The organism is Leptolyngbya sp. FACHB-1624 (genome assembly GCF_047649235.1).
Taxonomy (GTDB): Bacteria; Cyanobacteriota; Cyanobacteriia; order Leptolyngbyales; family Leptolyngbyaceae; genus Leptolyngbya; species Leptolyngbya boryana.
This window is the reverse complement of the sequence record NZ_CP180258.1, coordinates 2,814,945-2,835,270: the sequence shown is the minus strand read 5'-3', so window position 1 is coordinate 2,835,270 and position 20,326 is coordinate 2,814,945. Positions and strand designations below refer to the sequence as shown.

Annotated in this window: 17 protein-coding genes; 9 read left to right on the top strand and 8 right to left on the bottom strand. The window is 46.7% G+C overall.

All coding sequences use genetic code 11. The features are described 5' to 3' along the window. Positions 1–3: 3 nt before the first annotated feature. Complete coding sequence (locus ACMUEV_RS13165; protein ID WP_190651926.1) at positions 4–813, bottom strand: hypothetical protein; 810 nt, start codon at positions 811–813, stop codon at positions 4–6. A 227-nt stretch (positions 814–1,040) separates the two neighbouring features. Here ACMUEV_RS13165 and ACMUEV_RS13160 point away from each other — a divergent pair, with 227 nt between their 5' ends. After that, positions 1,041–2,555: a UbiD family decarboxylase gene (locus ACMUEV_RS13160; RefSeq protein WP_190651927.1), complete on the top strand. Its 1,515-nt coding sequence runs from the start codon at positions 1,041–1,043 to the stop codon at positions 2,553–2,555. Here the strand turns inward: ACMUEV_RS13160 and ACMUEV_RS13155 are convergent. Next, positions 2,537–4,228 (bottom strand): 6-pyruvoyl-tetrahydropterin synthase-related protein, encoded by a 1,692-nt coding sequence (locus ACMUEV_RS13155; RefSeq protein WP_190651928.1) that lies wholly within the window; start codon positions 4,226–4,228, stop codon positions 2,537–2,539. The two genes, ACMUEV_RS13160 and ACMUEV_RS13155, sit on opposite strands and share 19 nt — an antisense overlap. Positions 4,229–4,382: 154 nt before the next feature. Between ACMUEV_RS13155 and ACMUEV_RS13150 the strand changes: the two genes are divergently transcribed. Together ACMUEV_RS13150 and ACMUEV_RS13145 are read left to right on the top strand one after the other, a co-directional pair. Beyond that, complete coding sequence (locus tag ACMUEV_RS13150; protein ID WP_017288637.1) at positions 4,383–4,784, top strand: YMGG-like glycine zipper-containing protein; 402 nt, start codon at positions 4,383–4,385, stop codon at positions 4,782–4,784. A gap of 165 nt (positions 4,785–4,949) precedes the next feature. Continuing rightward, positions 4,950–7,175, top strand: a complete 2,226-nt coding sequence (locus tag ACMUEV_RS13145; protein WP_190651929.1) for a PhoX family protein — start codon at positions 4,950–4,952, stop codon at positions 7,173–7,175. 78 nt (positions 7,176–7,253) lie between these two features. Here the strand turns inward: ACMUEV_RS13145 and ACMUEV_RS13140 are convergent, their stop codons facing one another. Then, entirely contained in the window at positions 7,254–7,772 is a 519-nt protein-coding gene (locus ACMUEV_RS13140; protein ID WP_017288639.1) for a hypothetical protein, read from the bottom strand. A 185-nt stretch (positions 7,773–7,957) separates the two neighbouring features. Between ACMUEV_RS13140 and ACMUEV_RS13135 the strand changes: the two genes are divergently transcribed. Next, a complete protein-coding gene (locus ACMUEV_RS13135) occupies positions 7,958–9,820 on the top strand; it encodes a tetratricopeptide repeat protein (RefSeq protein WP_190651930.1) in 1,863 nt (620 codons plus the stop codon). Between the two features lie 31 nt (positions 9,821–9,851). On the opposite strand, the gene ACMUEV_RS13130 is transcribed toward ACMUEV_RS13135, so the two are convergent. Further along, positions 9,852–10,490, bottom strand: coding sequence for a TetR/AcrR family transcriptional regulator (locus ACMUEV_RS13130; protein WP_190651931.1), 639 nt, complete (start codon positions 10,488–10,490; stop codon positions 9,852–9,854). An 84-nt stretch (positions 10,491–10,574) separates the two neighbouring features. On the opposite strand from ACMUEV_RS13130, the gene ACMUEV_RS13125 reads away from it, so the two are divergent. The 4 genes from ACMUEV_RS13125 (at position 10,575) to ACMUEV_RS13110 (ending at position 16,102) form a co-directional block, all read left to right on the top strand. Continuing rightward, the gene (locus ACMUEV_RS13125; RefSeq protein ID WP_017288642.1) at positions 10,575–11,870 is read left to right on the top strand and encodes an HlyD family secretion protein; all 1,296 of its coding nucleotides are present in this window, start codon (positions 10,575–10,577) and stop codon (positions 11,868–11,870) included. Positions 11,871–11,874: 4 nt separating this feature from the next. After that, a complete protein-coding gene (locus tag ACMUEV_RS13120; RefSeq protein WP_190651932.1) occupies positions 11,875–13,806 on the top strand; it encodes an ATP-binding cassette domain-containing protein in 1,932 nt (643 codons plus the stop codon). Continuing rightward, positions 13,803–14,909 (top strand): ABC transporter permease, encoded by a 1,107-nt coding sequence (locus tag ACMUEV_RS13115; protein ID WP_190651933.1) that lies wholly within the window; start codon positions 13,803–13,805, stop codon positions 14,907–14,909. Before ACMUEV_RS13120 ends, ACMUEV_RS13115 begins: the two co-directional genes overlap by 4 nt. 71 nt (positions 14,910–14,980) lie before the next feature. Continuing rightward, positions 14,981–16,102 (top strand): ABC transporter permease, encoded by a 1,122-nt coding sequence (locus ACMUEV_RS13110; protein ID WP_190651934.1) that lies wholly within the window; start codon positions 14,981–14,983, stop codon positions 16,100–16,102. Here ACMUEV_RS13110 and ACMUEV_RS13105 read toward each other — a convergent pair. From ACMUEV_RS13105 to ACMUEV_RS13095, 3 genes are all read right to left on the bottom strand, one after another. After that, positions 16,099–17,106: a tRNA-dihydrouridine synthase family protein gene (locus ACMUEV_RS13105; RefSeq protein WP_190651935.1), complete on the bottom strand. Its 1,008-nt coding sequence runs from the start codon at positions 17,104–17,106 to the stop codon at positions 16,099–16,101. The genes ACMUEV_RS13110 and ACMUEV_RS13105 overlap by 4 nt on opposite strands. Before the next feature lie 75 nt (positions 17,107–17,181). Then, the gene (locus tag ACMUEV_RS13100) at positions 17,182–17,802 is read right to left on the bottom strand and encodes an HAD-IB family phosphatase (protein WP_199329552.1); all 621 of its coding nucleotides are present in this window, start codon (positions 17,800–17,802) and stop codon (positions 17,182–17,184) included. 18 nt (positions 17,803–17,820) lie between these two features. Further along, on the bottom strand, positions 17,821–18,705 hold the full coding sequence (locus tag ACMUEV_RS13095; protein ID WP_190651937.1) for a tetratricopeptide repeat protein: 885 nt from the start codon (positions 18,703–18,705) through the stop codon (positions 17,821–17,823). Between the two features lie 298 nt (positions 18,706–19,003). Here ACMUEV_RS13095 and ACMUEV_RS13090 point away from each other — a divergent pair, with 298 nt between their 5' ends. Further along, a complete protein-coding gene (locus ACMUEV_RS13090) occupies positions 19,004–19,756 on the top strand; it encodes a phycobilisome rod-core linker polypeptide (RefSeq protein ID WP_017288649.1) in 753 nt (250 codons plus the stop codon). Positions 19,757–19,864: 108 nt separating this feature from the next. On the opposite strand, the gene ACMUEV_RS13085 is transcribed toward ACMUEV_RS13090, so the two are convergent. After that, positions 19,865–20,284: a helix-turn-helix domain-containing protein gene (locus ACMUEV_RS13085; protein ID WP_017288650.1), complete on the bottom strand. Its 420-nt coding sequence runs from the start codon at positions 20,282–20,284 to the stop codon at positions 19,865–19,867. Positions 20,285–20,326: the final 42 nt, after the last annotated feature.

Here is a 20,326-nt window from a genome sequence, read left to right as displayed (position 1 = left end):
AGGTTAAATCGGTTTTTTGCCGTTCAGGGCTGGAGTCCGGTTGATGGCGAGGGGTCGATCGAGATGTTTCGCTTGATATTGTCCTACGACATATTGATCGACGTGTTGGAAAATGACGATCGGGGCAGTGACGCGACACGTAAAAAACTCAATCGCAGCTCGACCTTCTGAAACTCGGACTTTGGGTGAAAAATCTTTCGGGGGTTCAGTTCGCCACTGCCAATTTGCAGAATCTGGGAGCGCATCGATCAAACGATGATGAACCCAATCTGCAACCTTTCCCATTTTCCCCAGTTCTCGCAGTTCGCGGCGTAAGAGTGAGGCAATGACAAACGATCGTGGGGAATGATCGCCGTCGATCGCTTCCATGAGATCTGCCAATGCGCCTTCAGGTTGAGGAGGATTGTCGCGTCCGCTGGCTGTGAGTAATGCTTTTTCCAGATGAGAAGTGGTACTACAGGACTCAGGTAGTGCCCAAGTTACGCCTGTCCCGTCTTCCCCTAGACGAAAGAGATAAGTCACTAAACGAAAATCGGGCTTGAGTTTGATGCTTGGAAGTGTCACGAGGACAGCACCAGGGTTTGTGGCGCTAATAAACCATCGCCCTTGATTATTCGGCATTTGCAGCGTTTCATCGAGTGAACTGCCGAAGTGAAATAAGCTGCCTAACTCCTCTAAGGAATCGGGTTTTGGAGGTTCATCCATGTTGTTGTAGAGATTGGGATGATTCTCAGATTCGGGTACAACCAAAGCAGATCTCAAATGTTGTCGAATTTTTTGGAGGACTTCGAGTGGAACTCTTTGGGTAGACATGGGTGAAAAGGGGCAGGAGAAGACTTCTATCGTTTCTATAAAGTGCCCCGAAGTCAGCTAGAAGTTTGTACGAGGAAATCGAGGAATCAGGGTGAGGAGATCGAGAAATCAGTAGTCAAGAAATCAGCGATCGTCACGCATTGCGGTACGAAGGAGTACAGTCTCATTTCTCCCCCGTTCTTCATAACCCTTCATAATAGAAGGAGCTTTTTCACGATGTCGAAACTATGCCGAGAGACTTGCGAGGATTTATCAAACAGATCGAAGAGCGCGGACAATTGCGTCGAATTAAGACGCTGGTTGATCCGAATCTAGAAATCGCTGAGATTGCAAATCGGATGTTGCAACACGGCGGACCGGGATTGCTGTTTGAGAATGTGAAAGGGTCAAACTATCCGGTTGCTGTCAATTTGATGGGAACTGTCGAGCGGGTTTGCTGGGCGATGAATATGGAGTCGCCGCTTGAGTTAGAAACGTTGGGGAAAAAGTTAGCGCTGTTGTATCAGCCACGTCCGCCGAAGAAATTTTCTCAAGCGATCGAACTTGGAAAAGTTCTATATGATGTCGTTCAAGCCAAACCTGCGCGGGACTTTTTCCCTCCTTGTCAGCAAATTGTGCTGAAAGAAGGTGAGTTTGATTTTAATCAAATGCCGTTTTTGCGCGTGTATCCGGGTGATGCAGGTAAAGTTGTCACGCTGGGATTGATGATTACGAAAGATCCTGAAACGAAAATTCCGAATGTTGGAGTTTATCGCTTACAGGTGCAATCGCAGAATACGATGACGGTGCAATGGCTTTCGGTGCGTGGCGCGACTCGACATTTAAGAAAAGCAGCAGAACGCGGTGAGAAATTAGAAGTTGCGATCGCGCTTGGTGTTGATCCTTTGATTATTTTGGCGGCAGCAACTCCTTTACCTGTCGATCTTTCAGAATGGCTGTTTGCCGGAATTTATGGCGGTACGGGCGTGCATTTAGCAAAATGCAAAACCGTTGATTTAGAAGTGCCAGCCGATTCGGAATTTGTGTTTGAAGGAACGATTACACCCGGAGACACGGGCGTGGATGGGCCTGCGGGTGATCATATGGGCTATTACGGCGGGGTGAATGAGAAAGCGCCCTTGCTCAGATTCAACTGTGTGACGCATCGCAAAGATCCAATTTACTTGACAACCTTTAGCGGTCGCCCCCCGAAAGAAGATGCCATGATGGCGATCGCGTTGAACCGCATCTATACGCCGATTCTGCGTCAGCAAGTCCCAGAGATCATTGATTTCTTCTTGCCGATGGAAGCGTTGAGCTATAAAGCAGCGGTTTTATCGATCGATAAAGCTTATCCAGGTCAAGCGAGACGTGCAGCCTTGGCATTTTGGAGTGCGTTGCCGCAGTTTACTTACACTAAGTTTGTGATTGTGGTCGATAAGGACATCAACATTCGCGATCCGAGAGCCGTAGTCTGGGCGATTACGTCTAAAGTCGATCCGGCGCGGGATGTGTTTATCTTGCCTGAGAATCCATTTGATTCATTGGACTTTGCGACGGAGAAACCAGGTTTGGGCAGTCGGATGGGAATTGATGCGACGACGAAGATTTTCCCAGAAACAGATCGACCCTGGGCAGACCCGCTGAAGTCTGATCCGGATGTCGCTGCAATGGTCGATCGACGTTGGGCGGAATATGGGCTTGCCGATTTGGAATTGGGTGAGGTTGATCCGAATCTGTTTGGCTACCAAATCGAGAAGTAGAGGAAGACGGCGCAGAGACCGAGCATACCGAGCAGTGAGAATGCGATCGCTCTAGATTTAGCAAGTGTGCAAATCAGCGCGCCCCAAATCAAAAGCGCGATCGCACTGATCAATCGACCTGCAAGTTCTGAGGAACTTTGCCCCAGTTTGACTTGAACTTGATGCAGACCTGCTGGAACTTTGACTTGGAGTAATCCGGTGCGTTCAGCAGGTTGAACATCGAGCTTTTTTGAGTCTGTGTAGGCGAACCAGCCAGGATAGTAGAACTGTCTCAAAGTGATCCAAGATTCGGTTTGAGTCTTGGATTGAAATACAAGCTCTCGCGGTTTCCATTGACGAATCGTGCTCTCGTTCTGAGGCAGTTTTGCTAGATTCGCGATCGCTTCATTGGTAAAAAATTCTGGCGCAACCCATTTTGGGCGGTATTCAAGTGCGGTTTCTTTGTGGATTTGAATGGCTCGAATAACTTGAGGATCATCAATTGGCTTGAGTCGAAGCTTCATTGCACCTATGTTCGTGAGCAGCAACCCCGTTGTTAATAGAACTCCTATCGTCATACTGACTTTTCGCAGGTGCAGAGGTCGGAGGCTTTGGAAAATCTTGGCTTTGGCGAGTGCGATCGCAATTAATGCTGTCACTGATACAAGTAGAACGGCATTGAATCGCCAGGGGAATTGGATTCGCTGAAGTGCAGGTAAAATTGCCCAAATCGGCTGGCTAATCGGAGTCGTCATCAAAAAGGAGACAATCGAGACTCCGAACCAAAATCGGCTTTCTCGTTGCTTTGCTGTCACGGTAAAGGCACAAGTCGCGATCGCAATCATGCCGACTGCTATTCCTTCTAAGTACATCCAAAAATAGGGATTGTGATAAGGCAAGAACTTTCGAGAAAAGAGGAAATTATTACTGTAGAGATAGCCTCCCTCTCGAATTGCATTCATTGAGATTGCATCTTGCGTCATCAGGGCTGGAAGTAAGTAAATTGCAGAAAGAGCAATTGCAAGCGTTAAAGAGATCGCAACTTTCCAGAATGCTTTGACTTGATTGATCAAAACATACGCGATCGACACGGGAGCAAACATCACGAGCGTCGGCAAGTGCGTCATGATGAGTAGCGCATAACTCACTGAAAGACCTGCGATCGCAGATTTGGATTGATGAATAAGTTTATGAGTAAAGTAAAGAATCAAAGGTAACCAAACGAGTGCCCAGTATTCTGCAAAAGCAAACCGCCAATAGAGATTTACGCCCAAATGATAAGGCAGTGCCATATACAGTAACGAACCGATTAAGGCAGTTCTGCGATTTGTAATTTGCTGCAACCACAGATAGACCGTGAATCCAGACGCAATCATAGCAAGCACAATCGAACTGCTCAATTGTCCCCACTGTCTCGCTTCTGCTGAGAAAAAATTAGAAAATAAGCTAGTAAAGTAAAACGGAGCAGGGGCGTAAAAGAAAAATGCGGGACTGCCTAACCCTGCATTCATATTCTGGAGCCATCTGGGATAGCGATCGCCATTCCAAAACTGTTCAGAAAATTGCTCTGTCCAGCGTAAATGAAATTGTAAGTCCATTGCATCGAACACTCCATGCCAAATGGCAGGGAGGAGGATCAGAACTGCGATCGCGCTAAGGATTACGGAATTAGATAGATGTGTGAATCTTGGCATAGGCTAAACAGAGCATTTTGCCGTTATTACACACGAAAACAGATGCTTTTGATCTCTAGCTAGAGAGGTAGGTGATCGCACTGTTTGCTGCCTAGACTGAGAAATTAAGTGAGCGAATGACTTGCTTAATTTGTTGAGATATGGAGGTTTAGCGATGACTTTGACATTCAAGCGGGCGATTACTCCTGGAGTTCTTGCTGCGAGTTTAGTCAGTGCAACTCTGCTGCCGATCAAACCTGCTGCCGCCGATCAAAACATCTGGCGGGACATTGGAATTGGGGCAGGAGTTGGAGCTGCATCTAGCGCAATCACGCGACATAAGGTCGTTCCGAATATTATCAACGGAGCTGCAGCCGGAGCAGCGGTCAATCAATCGCGAGATTTAACCACGAAGAAAGGTCAGCGTCCTGACTTTCTCAGAGATGCTGCTGTGGGTGCAGGAACGGGTGCAGCAGTTGGCTCCGTGACAAATCGCCGTCATGCAGTGCGGAATACTGCGAATGGAGCTGCAGTAGGAGCGGTGATTAATATTCTGACTCCGAAGCCCCGCCGTTAGGAATGGGAGGGGGGATATAGCACTCTTTAGAGAAATGCTATATCCCCCATTCCCCTATTAATTCAGAGAACATTTTCGGTGCGATCGACAACCTGAGTTTTACTCTGCCTTAACCTCAATCTGGTAGATTCCTCCTGATGCGAGTCATGATTGGAGTTCTACCTGATGAAACGCCGGAATTTGTTGCTTTTTCTGAGTGCAGCGGCGGGAACTGCTGCGATCGCGAGTCTTGCAAAGAATCATCAGAAGTTTTCAATCCCTTTTCAGTCTTCTGGCTCGGCAACTATCAGCTTCAAATCGGTTCAAGGTCCAATGCCGCTTTTGACAGATGCAATTGCCTCAGATCAGAGCATTTCGGCATTGGCTCAGTACGAAATTCAAGACGATCTGGTCTTACCTGAAGGCTTTACCTATGATGTGATTGGAGCCTGGGGCGATAAGATTGGAGACTCACGGTTTGGGTATAACAATGACTATCTTTCATTTGTTGAAACGGCTGCAAATGAAGGCTATCTCACCATTAATTTTGAATATATTAGTGCAATTCCTTGGTTGCAGAGCTACTCGAAAGTCCTGGGTAAAAAGCTGTCTGTCGAAGCGGCTCAGACAGAATTGAAAAAGAACGGCGATCGCGGATTGAATGCGTTTGCCTTGGTTGAGAAGAATCCGCTCAAGACTCAGATCGCAACCATCTGCAAAGAAGCCTTGATTGATCAAGGGATGGGTGTGATTTCGATTCGCAAAAATGCAGAAGGCAAGTGGGAACGAACTTTTTCGCCCAACGATCGACGAATTACCGGAATTTCTGGTTTAGAAGATGGACGCTATCTCAAATGTACGGGAGCCGCAAAAGCCGTCTTTGAGAAGAAATCGGGTAAAGGATATTTGGACAAATTAGGCGATCGTATAATTGGAACGTTTGCAAACTGTGCAGGAGGGACAACGCCTTGGGGAACTGTCCTCAGCGCAGAAGAGAATATTCAAACCCAAGTTCCTGATCCGGTGTATGCAGATGGCACTTCTTTTCCGCCCGATCGCGTGACGTTCAGAATCGACGATGAAGAAGTGTCTGGGCAGGGAAACGTCTTTGGGCTAGCAGGTAATAAGTACGGCTGGATTGTTGAAGTAGATCCTGCGAATCCCAAAGATTTCGGCACAAAGCACACTTGGTTAGGGCGTTATCGACATGAAGCAGTTGGAGTCAGAGCGGAAGCTGGTAAGCCGCTAGCATTTTATTCAGGCTGCGATCGACGAGGTGGACATATTTATAAATTTGTCAGCCGTGAGCAGATTAATGATCCGAAAGATAAAGCAAATTCTCGGTTACTAGCTGACGGAATGCTTTATGCTGCAAAGTTCAATGAGAATGGCACAGGAGAATGGATTGCGCTCAAAGCAGATACCCCTGTGAATCCTGACGATCCAAGTACGATCGTGGGTGGAATGATCAATCTCCCCAATCGTCCGGCAGGCGGCTTCTCGCCATTTCGCAAGCAAGCAGAGATTGTGAAATACAAACAAAAATTCAAAACCTTGGGCGATCTCTATGAAGGCAATCCAACCGAAAAACAAGGTGCGATTTTGATTGATGCTCACTATGCTGCGAATGCTTGTGGTGCAACCTGCACAGCCCGCCCTGAAGATACAGAAATTGCACCCGATGGTTCACTCTACATTGCGTTTACTTCTGGCTCACCCGATAGTCGCGATGGTGGTCCTGATCAGCGCATTTTCAAAGGGTTGAATGGCGAAGTGCCTTATGAGCATGGATTTGTGATGCACTTAACTGAGGAAGGTAATGATCCGGCTGCAATGACATTTCAGTGGAAAATGCTAGCCCTCGGAGGTGAACCAACCGCAGGTGGTGCGGGCTTCTCGAATCCGGATAACTTAATGATTGACCCTGATGGGCATGTTTGGATTGTGACGGATATGTCGTCTGACAAGCTCAATAAAGCAGTGCCAAAACGGGTTGGTAAAAACGGAGTTCCAATCAGCCAGTCGAATTTGCGCGGATTGTTTGGCAATAATAGTCTGTGGTTTGTTCCAACTTCGGGCGAGAATGCTGGCGAAGCGTATTTGTTTGCGATGGCTCCGATGGAGGCAGAACTTACAGGACCATTTATGAGTCGCGATCGCCAATCTCTCTTTTTAGCAGTTCAGCATCCTGGCGAATTTAAAGGGATTCGCCAGGGGATGAAATCTGAGGCTCGGCAATTTGCGATGAAAACACCGGATGGGAAAGATTTTACCCAAATCCGTCAAGTGCCGCTTGGATCTAATTTTCCGAGTAAAAAAGCGGATGCGCCACCTCGTCCTTGTGTCGTGGTGGTGTCGAGAGATGCAGGAAAAGCGATCGCAGGTTACGCTACAGATACAACGATCGTCTAAGACACGCGATACGGTTCGACTTCGCTTCACTTATGGCAACAGAGCCAAAGCAGAGTGAGCAAAGTCGAACCTTGAGTTTTAGAATCGCAGACCGACTCCACCTTGCAGGGTTGCGGCTGTGCCCCCATTCTTATAGCCATCAAACGCAATCACCGCATTGCCAAATACGACAACATTGCTGTTGGGTAATGCATAATCAATCCCTGGCTGAATCGCAAAACTGGTGCGATTTCCCAACACCGTATCTCCGCCGAGCGGAATCGAAGCCCCTGCTCCGATATAAATATCAGTCTGCCAATTCAGTGGGTAATCGTAAGAAACGGTGGGTACGATCGCGGTTCCACTGCCAATAAACGCTTGGGCGCGCAATGATATGGGTGCTCTGAGAAACTTGTAGCGTCCAGCCACAACCGCTGAAACGCGACTTCCATCTCCATCTCCGCTCGACAATCCAAATGCTGGTCCCACACCGACATAGCTACCATATGCGGCTTGCGCAGAAGCAGGCGCTTGAATTGCACAAATTCCGATGAGCGCTGCTCCACAAATACCAAGTTTTTTATCGAATCGTCCAAACAAACCTGTTAAAAATTCCATTGCTCGACTCCTCATGACCAGGAACAGCGACGCACCAAAATGCGATCGAATTATTTTTCATCATACCGAAGAATGCCCGATTCTCAAGCCCTACGCACTTAGTTTTGATCAGAACTTTGATCAGAAATAAAAGACTTTGGCGGAAACTTTTAGAATAGGGAAAGCTCCATTTATTCTGATTCGTTATGTCTGATTCTGCACTGGGCGATCGCTATTCTAATTTGATTGAACAAATTATTCAGCAAACGCTGAAGGGGAATATTCGATCCAAAGAACAGGTTTATCAAATGCTGGTGCAAGAGATTGAACCGGATAGCGGTGAAGTGTTTGATGCCAAATTTCGCGATCGCATGGTGCAGACTCAAACCACAGCGAATGATAAAAGTGATGAGTTAAAACAGGCGAAAGCGATGCGAGCGATGCGGGCATTGCAGACGATTGAAGGAGAATGGAAACGCTGGCAATCGGATAATCAAAATAGAAGTGCGATCGCAACTTCTGTGCGGCAACTCAATCAGGCAGATAAACGCGATCGCATTCTGATTTTTCTGACGTTAAGCGATCCAAATCATCCTGAAAGCCTCAATTCTGATCAACTCAAGCAAGTTGCGCTGACTCTCAAGCAGCAACCGATTTCTGATGCAGAAACTCAGCAAGAACTCTCGCAACTTAGTGATGGAATTCTGCGAGGATTCAAATCTTGGGAGGTTTTGCAGCCTCATTTAATTAGCTGGATTTATAACCCGGAGCAATTAGGATTTGGAGGAACATCGAGAGGAGTCAGACCCTGGGAATTGTGGGCAGGGCAAGCGATCGGGGATTTGCCAAAGTCGTTTTTTGCGGCTCTTGATCAAGAACAATCCGCAGGAGAATGGGCAGAATCGCAGACTGAAGTTGCATTATCAGATTGGATTGAATTTCTGATCGTTGTGCAAACGTTACAACGAGGATTAGTCAGTTGGGCGGAAAATCAAAGCTATAGTTCCAAAGCAGGAACGTCAATGTCGGTTTCGATTTTTCTCACATTTGCGTTGATTTGGTCGGAGCTAGCAGGAGGATTTTCTCGATCGACGGGTTTGAATTCGATCAATCGCGAACGTTTTTCAGAAGCCTCGTTTCGAGTCACGTTGCAGATTCTCCGAGTTTTTGCCCAACGGAAATACTTCCCCTTATATGGAACGATTTATACGTCTTTTACTGGAACTTACTTCCGCGAGGCAATGAACTATCTGAGTGAGCCTTTGAAGCGAGTGAAAGGAACCCAGGAAAAGGCGCGAATTCTGACGCTGATTGGATCGACACAGCGCATCATTGGCGCATTAGAGGTTGCAAAAGAGCTACATACACAGGCAAAGGAGATTGCTCAAGACGCGGGTGACAGGCGTTGTGAGATTGCGAATTTCAATCATTTAAGCCGCATTAGTATCATCGAGAAGAACTATGCAGAAGCAATTAGTACCAGTCAAAGAGCTTTAATTCTCAGTCGGCAATCGGGCGATCGTATGGGGGAAGCAAATGCGCTGGCTAACTTGGGCTATGCTGAGGTCTTTCAAGCTCAATTACTCGAATCTGATCCGGATGCTTATGAATTAGCGATCGGCTATTTAGAACAAGGCTTAGCGCTGTCTGAAAAACTCGGAGATTTGCAGAGCCAAGCTTTATGTGCGATTAGCTTAGGCAGTGCTTACGTGACGTTGAATGACGCTGAACAAGCTTTGAAGTACCTCGAACAAGGCAGCTATGCGGCAGGAGAGTCAGGAGATCGCTATTTACATGCACTCTGTTTAGCGTATGTGGGTGAGGTATTTTATCAGCGTCAAGATGCAGAAAAAGCAATTGTGGCTTCGGCAATGGCGATGTACAAACTTGAACAGATGGGTTCAACCGATTGGCGCACCTCGGCTGGATTGCTCACGATTTTGCAAGGACAATTAGGCGATCGCTTCGAGCAGATTTTGCAAAGTCAGCGATCGAGTTTGATCGCAGAAATTGGAGTCGATGGATTTGACTATTTGAGAGAATTACTCGATCGATATCGCCAAGCTTAAGATTTCACGGTGAACTCAAGGTTTTTCATCATCAATGCTTTTCTATCGGCGTAGATTCAATCTTGCGCTCATCAGAGTTGCTTAAAATCAAATGAACTAATTGATCTACGACTCGATCGCGGGAGAGTTGCATCAATTCTTCTCCGTAAAGCATTTTTTGCAAGATCACCCAAGAGACCATTGAGCCGAAGAAGATCTGAGCGATCGCTTCTGGGTCATGCAACTTGAGTTCTTTGCGCGATCGCAAATATTCACACAGCATTGATTTTCCACGCTGCACAACTGCTTGTGTATAGAGTCGTGCTAATTCTGGAAATCGCTCTGATTCGCCAATCACAATTCTCAGGAGCGGAATATAGTTGCCGCGATCGACCACATCATTGAAGAAAATTTCTGCCAATCGTCGGAGTAATTGTTCAGGCTCAACCTTTTGATGATCTAGCTCAAATAGAGTGGTAAAGCGAATAATCGTCGCTTGCTCGATCAGTGAGCGAAACAATCCCTCTTTGTCTTGGAAGTAACTATAAATTGTTTGTTTAGAAACCCCTGCCTCTGCTGCAACACGATCCATACTCGTTCCAGCATAGCCGGATGTGAGAAAGGCGGTCATTGCACCTTTGAGAATTTGCTCTCGTTTAACCACTTGACGATCCGGGGAAAGTTTCGGCATTTGGTGAACTTTTCCAAAGAAAACATTGTTTAATCATACTAGACGGTCTAGTATGATTTGTATTCTGCAACCAGACTTCACAATATGGCTCACACTCTTCCACAGCCTGCAGATCACGTTCCAGATGCGCCGTCTCAGAAGCCATCTCAGAAATCGAAGCGAGTCTTGATCATTCCTGCGGTTTTCGCGATCGTCGGAATTGGATTTGCTACTTGGCACTTCTTGCCAAAGCCAGAAGCCACGACCTTACCGCTTAGCGGACGCATCGAAGCCGATGAGACCGATATCGGTGCGAAAACAGCCGGGCGAATTAGTGCAATCAATTTTCGCGAAGGAGATGAGGTGCAGAAAGATCAAGTTGTCGCGCAATTGATCGATGAGGAAGTGAATGAGCAATTGCGGGCAGCAGAAGCACAGGTCGCAGCAGCACGGCAAGAAGAACAGCAGGCGCGATTAGAGATTACAGTCGCAGAGAGTCGGATTCAAGAAGCACAGTTGAATGTGCAACAATCGCAAGGGGATTCGCGGGGACGAATTGATCAAGCGACTTCTAATGTCTCGGCAGCAAAGGCACAGTTAGCACAGTCAGAAGCTCAAGTAAAGCAGGCAGAAGCTCAAGTGAAAGAAGCACGATCGCGAGCCAAGCTAGCAGCATCCGATCGCGATCGCTATGCGCGGTTAGTGACTCAAGGCGCTGTGAATCGGCAGCAGTTTGATCAAGCTCAGATGAATTTTGAGACGGCTCAGGCAGGAGTAGAAACGGCGATCGCCACTTTACAAGCGCGAGAAGAAGCGGTGAATGCAGCGCGAGATCAGTTGAATGCGGCGCAGGGTGGATTAACCCAGACTGAAACGACCGAATTGAATCCGGAGATTCGCGGGGCACAACTGGCTGGATTACAACAGCAACGACAGCAAGCTCAAGCAAAACTCGCTGCCGCACAGGCAAAAGTGAAAAATGCGTTAGCCAATCAGCAACAGATTCAGAAACGCTTAGATTCTTTCGTTGTGAAAAGTCCGATTCGTGGTGTGGTTACGGCTCGACCTGTTGAACCTGGAGCAGTGGTGGCAACGGGCAAGACATTGTTAACGGTGGTTGATTTGAACACAGTTTACTTACGAGGATATATCCCTGGAAGTAGTATTGGCAAAATTCGTGTAGGTCAGCGCGCTCAAGTATTTTTAGATTCTGCTCCGAAAGAGCCGCTCAGTGCGAGAGTCGCTGCGATCGATCCGAAAGCTTCGTTTACGCCAGAAAATATCTACTTTCGAGACGATCGAGTTAAACAAGTTTTTGGAGTAAAAATTGCGATCGACGATCCAGCCGGATTTGCCAAGCCTGGAATGCCTGCGGACGGGGAAATTTTACTCAAGGAGTAGAGCTATGACTGCGATCGTATCTGCTCCTCTTTCTCAGCGCGTTGCTGATCCGATTGTTCAAGTGCAGCACTTGCAGAAACAATATGGTCGCGTGACGGCAGTTCGCGGGATTGATTTTAGTGTTGCTTCAGGTGAACTGTTTGGTTTGATTGGGCCGGATGGAGCCGGGAAAACGACGACCTTTCATGTTCTGGGAGGGGTGATGGAAGCAACGGCTGGCAATGTTCAAGTGTTGGGACGATTGCCGAGAGAGGCAAGATTGCAGATCGGCTATCTCACTCAGCAGTTTTCGTTGTACTTGGATCTCAGCATTGATGAAAATCTGCGCTACATGGCTGGATTGCGAGAAGTTCCAGATCATCTTTTTCAACAGCGGCGAGAGAAGTATCTGCGATTGATGAGCTTAGATCAATTTAGCGATCGCTTAGCTGGACAACTCTCAGGCGGAATGAAGCAAAAACTCGCACTCTGTTCTGCTTTAATTTCTCAGCCTCAAGTGCTTTTGCTCGATGAACCGACAACGGGTGTCGATCCCGTATCACGTCGTGAATTCTGGGATGTGCTTGCTACTTTAGCAGCCGAAGGAGTGACGATCATCGTAGCAACACCTTATTTAGATGAAGCAGAACGCTGCAATCGAGTTGCATTGATGTATGACGGAATGATTCAGCACATTGGCACTCCGGCTGAATTGAGACAAAGTTTAGGCTTGCATCGACTGGAAGTGCATACCCCGCAGCTTGCAGTCGCCGAACAGATGTTGAGCAATCATAGCGAGATTGCAGATGTGCAAACTTTTGGCGATCGCTTAGATGTGTTAGTCGTCGATGAAAAAGTGGGAGAGCAAGCCATTCGAGAGCAATTTCGCGATCGACAGCTAGAACTCTCCTCACTCCAGATTACAGAACCCACGTTAGAAAATGTTTTCGTCACTCAACTGCGGCAGCAAGGTTTAGCTCCGAAGATTTTAGAATTTCCGCGTGCTCGATCGGGTCGAAAATCTCCAGAAGAGATTGCAATCTATGCGCATAATCTCAATCGAGTCTTCGGCACATTCCAAGCAGTTAGGAATGCGAATATTGAAGTTCGCTACGGTGAGATTTTCGGATTACTTGGTGCGAATGGAGCTGGAAAAACCACCACGATCAAAATGCTGTGTGGATTGCTGCCGTCTAGCTCAGGTGAGATTGCCCTTGGTGGAGAACGGGGAAATCTTCGCAGTCGCGATTTGAGAAAGCGCATTGGCTATATGAGCCAGAAATTTACGCTATATGATGATTTGTCGATCGTTCAAAATCTAGAGTTTTACAGTGGTGTGTATGGCGTGCCGCGTCAACACAGACGCGAGAAGATCGACTGGGTACTTGCAACCTGCGGACTCGAAGGACAGGAAGATATGGTCACGGGACAATTGCCGGGGGGATGGAAGCAACGGGTTGCTTTTGGCGCATCTGTGATGCATGAGCCTGATATTTTATTCTTGGATGAGCCGACATCTGGTGTTGATCCGCTCGCAAGACGGCAATTCTGGCGATTGATTAATGATTTTGCCCGAAATGGTGCTGCGATCTTGGTTACTACTCACTATCTGGAAGAAGCAGAACAATGCAATCGAATGAGCTTTATGGTGGCAGGCGAAACGGTACTAGAAGGCTCACCGAGTCAGATTAAAGCAGCGCAACCTGGACAACTGATCGAAGTCGTTGTTCCTCACGCTCAAATTGCTTCCAACTTACTCAAGCAACAGATGGAAAGTTGGCGTGTTTCAATTTTTGCCGATCGCTTACATGTGGTGATTGATCATCCCGAAGAGATTGAAGAACTGCGATCGCGGCTCATCGCTGCAAATTTATCTCCTATTTCCCTACTTCCCATTCCCTACTCCCTCGAAGATGCCTTTATCGGGGTTGTCCAGCGCGCTCAGGCAAAGCTATGAAACGTATTCTCACTCAAGCTCAGAAAGAACTGGCTCAATTTAGACGCGATCGCTTAACTCTAGCACTGGCGTTTATTTTGCCATTGATGACCTTATTCATTTTTGGATTTGCAATTCGATTGGAGGCAAAGAATATTGCGTTGATTGTGCAGGACTTCGATCGCACTCATCTCAGTCAAACTTATACAGAAAGGCTGTATGTGACGAATCAATTTGTTCCGGTGCAATGGAGCGGGCTTGATCCATTACGAGATGGCATCGAACGCGGGATTGCTCAAGCTGCTGTGATCATTCCGCCTAAGTTTAGTGCAGATGTGGAGGCAGGTCGATCGACAAATGTGCAAGTGCTGATTGATGGAACTGATGTGAACAATGCGCGGGTGATCAAGAATAGTCTTCAAGCCTTCACAAATGCGTTTATTCAGGATGAAGGTTTACTACGATCGTCTCCTAAATTAGTCGCAAAAATTCGATTGTGGTTTAATCCTGGGCGGCAAGAATCTCTGTATATTGTTCCTGGAGTGTTTGGGGTGATTTTGGCAGTTTATCCGAGTTTACTTGCAGCGCTAGCAATGGCGAGAGAGAAAGAGCAAGGGACGATTCTACAAACTTACGCCTCTAATATTAGTGCGGCTGAATTACTTTTAGGAAAATGTTTGGCTTATTTTTTAATTGCGATCGGACAAGCGATCGTGGTGATAGGAATTGGAGCAGCGATTTGGCAGTTGAGGTTTGTCGGCGATCCGAGTCCGTTTCTGTTTGGAGGAGCATTGTTTCTGCTAGCAAGCGTGATGTTTGGATTGTTAATTGGAGTGAGAACTGGAAATCGATCTGTTGCTGTGCAAGCGGTCGCAACGGCTGGATTTTTACTTGCGCTGTTGTTATCCGGCTTTATCTATCCACTCAGCAACATTCCATTTCCGTTATCGCTAGTTTCGAGTGTCGTTCCAGCTCGATACTTTATCGAACTATCACGGGATGCGTTTGTGAGAGGAGCAGGATGGACTGGAGTGTGGGCGGCTCCGGTTTGTTTAGCTGCGATCGCGTTTGTATTGTTCAATATCGCTCGTCGAATCCTAGGTCGAATGCAGCTACCCGGATAGCTTGCAGTTGAAGAACAAAAGAATGCTCCTATTCCCCCACTCCCCCATTCCAATTTATTGGAGATCAACCCATGCCTATCCTTCGTCATTTCCTAGCCAGTCGATTTTTTGTCCTAGCACTCAAGGAAATTCGGCAGATTCTCCGCAACAAACAATTGATCTTTTTGCTTGTCTTTCCGCCAACAGTACAGCTTTTGATTTTCGGATTTGCTCTGAGTCCGAATGTGCAGCATCTGAAGCTTGGAGTCGTAGACTATGCGAACACGACGCTGAGTCGAGAATTGACGGCAACAATGACGGTCAATCGGGTCTTTGACGTTAAATCGAGTCCGATCGATGAGCGCACATTAGGTCAGCAAGTTCAAAAAGGCGAGATTACAGCGGGATTAGTCATTCCAAGCGATTTTAATCGATCGCTCAAAGGCGATCGACCTGCGGAAGTGCAAGTTCTCATTGATGCAGTCGATGCGAATACAGCAGGGATTGCTAGTGGCTATGCGTCTCAGATTATTCGACAATTTGGGCGGCAATTTTCTCCTGATACGGTTCCTCCAATTCAAACCGAAGCTGCAATCCTCTACAATCCGGGATTAGTTTCAAGCTGGTTTATCGTTCCAGGTGTGATTGGGCTGGTGCTTAATCTGGGTAGCTCTTTAGTCTCAACATCAGCGGTCGTGCGAGAGAAAGATACGGGGACTTTAGAGCAGCTACTTATGACTCCTGCGGCAGATTGGGAGATTATCTTAGCGAAAGTTGTACCCTTGTTCTTTTTACTATTAGGTGAAGTGATGTTGGCACTTTCGGTAGCTTACTTTATCTTTCATGTACCGTTTCGCGGGAATTTGTTGTTGTTTCTATTTTTTTCTGGGCTGTATGCTTGTGTTGGAATTGGAATAGGCTTTTTACTAGCAACGATTTCGCGATCGCAGCAGCAAGCAATTTTGACTTCGTTTTTTATCAATCTTCCGTTGATTCAGCTTTCAGGAGCGATCGCGCCTGTAGAAAGTATGCCGAAGTTTTTTCAAATCCTGTCGCTTGCGAATCCACTGCGACATTACATTAAAATCGCGCGAGGCGTTTTACTAAAAGGCAATGGATTAGATGTGCTGTATCCAGAGGCGATCGTGCTGTTTGTATTTGCGATCGCGTTTCTGTTGATTAGTACAAATCGATTTCGCAGTCAGTTGAATTAGACTCCTGCATAAGGCGTTAATGCGAAAGTTTTTGTCTGATCGGTTAGTAAAACGCGATCGCATAAATGAAACAATTCCGTCTCAGTTTGAGTCTGGCGCATCGACTTCAAAAAATTCCCTTCAGCATCAATACTCAGCGCAACATAGTTCAAAAACATCTTGAGATAGCCAAGTCTTGCACGCTCTGGAACATTTGCTGCTGTTGGAGTTTTCCATAATCGATCGATATACTGACGCACTTCAGCTAAAGGGACAGGAGTAATCTTCTCACCTTGTAACCCTTGTCGAATTTGCTCAAAAATCCAAGGATTTCCAATCGCCCAACGCCCAACCATTACGCCTGCTGCACCTGTTTTAGCCAGAACGTCGATCGCCGATTTCGCCGAATGAACATTGCCATTTGCTAGCACAGGACAATTCACCCATCGAACTGCTTCAGCAATCAAATCGTATTTCACAGTCCCGTGATACATATCTTTAACAGTTCGACCATGCAAGCTGAGTAGATCAACGTTGTGGCGATTGATCAAGTCTAAAATTTTGTAGAAATTATCTGTATTGTCAAACCCAACTCTCATCTTGACGGTAAACGGTCGATCGGTCACGGTTTGTCGGAGTGCGCCTAAAATTTGATCGACTTTTTCAGGTTCTCGCAGCAATCCGCCACCCACATTCTTTTTGTAGATTCTGGGTGCTGGACAGCCCATATTCAAATCGATTCCAGCACATTCATAGCGACACAGTTCTTTTGCAGTTCTGACTAAATCTGGAATGCTTTCCCCAATCATCTGCGCAAAAACTGGGCGACCTGTATCATTCTCAGTAATCGCTTCGAGAATGGTGCGATCGAGTCTCGATGTATCATTCACCCGAAAATACTCAGTGAAGAAATAATCCGGGCTACCGTACTGAGCGATAACTTTCATAAACCAGAGATTCGTCACATCCTGCATCGGTGCAAGAGCAGTGAGCGGTAAATCTGGATGCGACGATTGAGGGAGCATAGAGAAAAGCGCGATCGCTCGGATTGAACTCGCTCACTCTATCAAAAAACAGGGTTCAATAAGGGAATGGGTTGCCTATTTTAGATAGCTTTTAAGCTGAGTGCGCACCTCAAAGAAATCTTCCCAAGCTAGATAAGGCTTTTTCTGCTCTTCTAAATATTGAGTCAGCGGTGGACGTGCAAACACGAGAGAAGCTGCCATTGCGAGATTCCAATCTGTCACCGAATCTCCGATCGCAATTGTCTCATCTGCCCCATAAGTTGCCATAATCTCAGCTTTTGCAACAATTTCAGTGCCACTCTCATAAGGCGAATTCAATTGCAAGTAATCATCTGTCGTATCAATATCCATTGCATGAATTGCCACAATGCGATCGAGAAACGGTTCGAGTACAGCCTCCACCATGCCTCGAAATCCACCCGAAATCACGATAAATGGAATCGATTCTTGCTCTAGGAAATCTAGTAACTCAACAAAACCAGGTCGAATCGCTTTTGGGCGCGTGAACTCAATAATATCCGAGTAACTCGAAGAAGGAATCGCTTCCACCATCTGCCGCACACCCTGCCGAAGCGTGACTCGCTTTGAGTAGATTTCAGGCAGCACTTGAGCCGCAGCTTCAGGTGCAAATCGTTTCAACATTGCCACAAATGTTTCTTCGACTGTAATCGTGCCATCGAAATCACAAAAAACCATTCGCTTCACTGAAAACCCTCAACCCATCGCAGTTTGCCTTGTCAATTGTAACTGCTGAATGAGAGCGACAGTCTGCTGATAGGCGATCGTATGTCCGTGTTGCTCAAACAGAGAAGCTGCATTCTTCAAGTCTGAAAGTGCGCTTGCTGCTCGACCCTTCTGAGCGTGAGCAATTCCTCGCTCTAAATATGCGCTTGCATGATCCGGTTGAAGTGCGATCGCAGTTGTAAAATCGGCGATCGCCGCTACAAAATTCCCTTGCCAGCGATACAGACAGCCGCGATTGTAGTAAGCTCGCTCATCCTGTGTGTTCAAATCAATCGCTTGACTAAAATCTGAGATTGCCTTTGGCATCTGCTGCAATGCAAAATAAGCTAAACCGCGATCGGTATAAATTTCAGCGATCGTGGATTGATCTTCTGGCTGTTGAGCGAGTGCTCGATCGTAATCAATTAAAGCCTGCCAGTACTGTTGCATTGCGACTTTTGCCAATCCGCGATTAAAGTAAGCGCGAACATCAGCATGAGTGCGTAACAGAGTGCTATTATCCGCGATCGCAGCTTGATAATTGCCCATGCGATAGTAAGCCAGTCCACGATTGAGCAGAACTTCGGATTGATTAGGCTGCTGATTCAACGAAGCTGTACAATCCGCGATCGCCTCTGAATAATGGGCTAATTCAAGCTGAGCAAGACAGCGATTCGCATATGCTAACGATTGATTTTGATCAGCATCAATAGCAATGCTAAAGGCACGGACTGCATCTTCAAACTGCCCAGTCTGTAATGCTTCAACGCCTTGATGAAACGAGATCGAGCAAGATAACGCAGGTTGGGGCGTAATCAGCCATATCAAAAATGCCATCAAACCAGCGAACACTTGCAGATACTTCGGTCGGCTCATCAGGCTAGCTCCAGTGACGCGATCGCTTTCATTGTGAAAAGGCTTTTTGATCCCGTCAAACGACACTCCGTAGAATATAAAGTTAGTTAAACAAGAGTTGATATCTGTTGAGTAAAATGATCAAATGTGTCGCAAATCTCTCAAATTCAGCCGAGATCGTGTCTAAAATTGCGTTACACCAACTCTGATTAAGATATGTAAACGTTATCAGACTAAATCGAATAATGGCTCGCCTTCACCCTTATGATTATGAATAACTCACGTAAGAATTCGTAAGAATTAAGGGAGATTATTAGGCGTGGCAATTCCTCTTTTAGAATATTCCCCGATTTCACAAAACCAACGGGTCGCTGGATATGAAGTGGGAAGTGATGAGCAGCCCCGGATTTACTCCACTGAAAACTTGCTGTCCCCATCCGATATGGACACGCTGATCGAAGTGGCATATCGTCAAATCTTTTTCCATGCGTTTGCAGCAGACAGAGAGCGTTTCTTAGAATCGCAACTTCGCAGTGGACAAATCACCGTGCGCGACTTCATTCGCGGACTCGTACTTTCTGATACCTACAAGCGTAGCTTCTACGATCTCAACAGCAACTATCGCTTTGTGGAACAGACCGTTCAACGGGTGCTAGGACGTGATGTCTATGGCGAACGTGAAAAAATCTCATGGTCGATCGTGGTTGCAACCCGAGGAATTGTTGGGTTTATCGATGATCTGCTCAACAGTGCAGAGTATCTAGAAGCGTTCGGATACGACACGGTTCCCTACCAACGCCGTCGCATCTTGCCGAGCCAAACTGCTGGAGAACTTCCGTTCAACATCAAATCACCCCGCTACGATGATTACTATCGTGGCAAGCTTGGCTTCCCGCAAATCATGTGGCAGTCTACGGTTCGCAGTTTTGTGCCTCAAGACAAGCAAGCCAAAGCAGGCAGCCCAGCAGCGTTCTTGGATATGGCACGCAGTATCAGCCCAAGAGTTAATCCGCCGCAACTGATCTCTGCACTCAACATTGATATTGAGAAGTCAGTTCCTTATCGTCGATAAGTGCTGAAAGTTTGATCGATCAGTTCCGAATTAAGTCGATCGTTGAAAACCTGAAAGTAAGAGATTTTAGATTCTCTTGCCTTCAGGTTTTTCTATTGGCAAAAACGCTCAAGCTCGATCAGCGTTCTCTTCTAAAAAGCCTAGCTCTAGTAACGCTTTTCGGATCTTCGCTTTAGAGGGCAACACCTTTGGTGCAGTCAACTCTAGTTCACGAGCCGTGTCAAATAGCTCCCGAATTAAGCGATCGAGCGAATCTTCCTCAGCCGTTTCGGGAAGCTGTTCGATTCGCCCTTCGTAAGCCAACGTGTAAAGCTCTAAATGGTTCTTGCCAATCACTCTTGCAAGCTTTCTCAACGTTTCAGGGGTCGGACAAGTCCCTTTAAAGCAAGCACCCCTCAAACGAGGTTGAGGCACACCGGATAGCTCTGCCAAGCGATTCATACTGATTTGATTTTCTTCCAGATATCGGAGAATAAACTGCCCCAACGGAGAGCAATCTTCAGCTTTAATCTGCAACCGGGCTGGCATGACTCAAGATTCAGAAAGAGTAAGTATCTCCAGAATAATTGG